This is a genomic window from Candidatus Sordicultor fermentans (genome assembly GCF_012728195.1).
Lineage (GTDB): Bacteria > Atribacterota > Atribacteria > Atribacterales > Caldatribacteriaceae > Sordicultor > Sordicultor fermentans.
The window spans coordinates 1-2,674 of record NZ_JAAYFP010000105.1; the positions used below are offsets into that span (position 1 = coordinate 1).

At 43.9% G+C, this 2,674-nt stretch carries 2 protein-coding genes; both read left to right on the forward strand.

All coding sequences use genetic code 11. The features are described 5' to 3' along the window. The coding region (locus GXZ17_RS04965) for an HAD family hydrolase (RefSeq protein ID WP_409376182.1) at positions 1-235 on the forward strand (235 nt) is incomplete at its 5' end. Between the two features lie 12 nt (positions 236-247). Next, complete coding sequence (locus GXZ17_RS04970; RefSeq protein ID WP_409376183.1) at positions 248-2,278, forward strand: adenosylcobalamin-dependent ribonucleoside-diphosphate reductase; 2,031 nt, start codon at positions 248-250, stop codon at positions 2,276-2,278. The last annotated feature ends 396 nt before the right edge of the window (positions 2,279-2,674 follow it).

Genomic DNA, 2,674 nt, shown 5'->3' on the forward strand with positions numbered 1-2,674 from the left:
ACCTTATCCTGATGGGGTGATAAAAATTCTGGAGACTTTGCTGATTAAGCCGGAGGAGGCTCTATATCTGGGAGATTCTCCTTTGGATGCAGAAGCCGCGAAAAGTGCAGGAGTGCGCTTTGCTCTTACTCTCTGGGACTCTCTCCCTCGAGAAGAGGAAGAAGAAAAAGAGGTAGAATGGGTATTCCACTCTCCGGAGGAGCTCTGGGAGTGGGTGCAAAAAGTTTATAATTGAGGAGGGATAGCTTTGTCCTGGGAAAAGGTGAGAAAAAGAAATGGAGAATTAGAAGATTTCTCTCCAGCGAAAATTACTAAAGCCATTTACAAAGCTCTTGCTGCTTGTGGGAAGGAAAGCGAAGAAGAGGCAGAAAAACTCACTGGCGAAGTTTTAAAACTTTTACCGGAGCGGGTCAAATCATCTATACCTGAGGTAGAAGAAATCCAGGATACTGTAGAAGAGGTATTAATGCGGGAGGGGTTTCCGGAGGTAGCTCGAGCCTATATTCTCTACCGGGAAAAAAGAAGAGAGCTGCGAGAAGCGAAACAGAAGCTTTTTGGAGTGAAAGACGACCTTAAACTTTCTCTAAATGCTGTGCAAGTGTTACAGGAGCGCTACCTCTTGAGGGATGAAGAGGGAAGAATAATAGAGACTCCTCGCAAGATGATGAAGCGAGTAGCCAGAGCTGTAGCTGAGGTGGACGCTCGCTACGGGAAGGATGTAGATAAAGCTTACTCTGAATTCTACGAAATGCTGACCTCTCTCTACTTTTTGCCCAATTCCCCTACTTTGATGAATGCCGGAACTCCTCTGGGGCAGCTTTCGGCTTGCTTTGTTTTACCAGTAGAAGATTCCATAGAATCCATATTTGATGCCCTCCGGGAGATGGCTCTCATCCATAAATCAGGGGGAGGTACTGGCTTCACTTTTACTCATCTTCGCCCTCGAGGGGATCGGGTTTCCACAACCGGTGGCAGAGCCTCGGGTCCGGTTTCTTTTATGCGAATTTTTGATACCGCTACCGAAGTAGTGAAACAGGGTGGAAAACGCCGGGGAGCTAATATGGGTATTTTGCGCTTTAATCATCCTGATATTCGAGAATTTATCCATGCCAAAGAAAAAACTGGCTTTCTGGAAAATTTCAATCTTTCTGTGGCCATAACTGATGAAGAAATGGAAAAAGTGCGGAAAGGGGAAGAGCTGGAACTCTGTAACCCCAAGGACGGAAAAGTATGGGAGAAAATAAACGCTCGGGAACTTTTTAAGATGCTGGCCCAGAACGCCTGGAGAAGTGGAGAGCCAGGTCTTATATTTTTAGATGAAATAAATCGCCATAATCCTACCCCTTCCCAGGGTATAATTGAAGCCACTAATCCTTGTGGGGAAGTCCCTCTTTTACCTTATGAATCCTGTAATCTGGGTTCTATCAACTTAGCTCGGATGGTAGAAGGAGGGAAAATTGACTACCAGAGAATAAAAGAAACAGTTAAAAGGGCGGTACATTTTCTGGATAATGTTATCGATGCTAATCGCTATCCCCTTCCTCAAGTACAAAAAATGGTAGAGGGAAACCGGAAAATAGGCTTAGGAGTGATGGGTTTTGCTGATATGTTAGCTAAAATCGGAGTTTCCTATTATAGTGAGGAAGCCTTAAAAATTGCTGAAGAAGTGATGAACTTTATTTCTTTGCAAGCTCGGTGTGCTTCTCAAGAGCTGGCCGAGGAGCGAGGCACTTTTCCCAATTATCCTGAAAGTATCTGGAAAGACAAGAATTTACCCCTTCGCAATGCCACTCTTACCTCTATTGCCCCCACCGGAAGTATAAGTTTGATTGCTTCTGTATCCAGTGGTATAGAGCCCTTTTTTGCTTTGGCTTTTCGCCGCTATGTTCTGGATAATACAGAACTCCTGGAGGTTAATCCTCTTTTAGAAGAAAAATTGAAAAGTTATCAAATTCCGGAAGAAATCTGGAAGGTAATTTTGGAAAAAGGGAACCTGGAAGGAGTTGATGTTCCGGAGGAGCTTCACCGTCTCTTTATTACTGCTTTAGAAATTCCTCCTTCCTTCCACATTCGGATGCAGGCCGCTTTTCAGAAATATGTGGATAACGCCGTTTCTAAAACCATCAATCTCCCGGAAAGTGCTACTCCTCAAGATGTGGAAGAAGCATATCTTCTGGCTCATGAGCTAAAGTGCAAAGGGATTACTGTTTATCGCTACGGTAGCCGACCTCAACAGGTACTATATCTGGGAGCAGAGAAGTCTTGTGAGGCTTGTTAGAGGAAGGCTTTTGAAATTCTTTCACTAAGTCCCGGGCAATATGCTATCCCATTTACTGGTGTAGTGTGATACAATAATCGTACCTTTTGGGGGGCCTCGGGAATTCAGTTATCCATTCTCGGGGTCCTTCTCCTTTCTCCCAGTATTCTCCTAAAGACTGTGACTATATTGAACATTCTGAGTTAGTTAAACACCCAGCACCAAATACAGATTAGAGAGCACTGAGTAGAGAGATGCCATAAGGGGTTTAAAACCCCTTTACTTTTTAAATTTAGTATTGAAAACTGATGATTCAGAAGAATAGTTGTGGTATGCTAATGAAAATCTGTTTTGGTAAAGGAGGTTTGACTTTGCGCTGGCCTGGAGTGTTGGAGTATTTTGCCGATTACCTTCCTG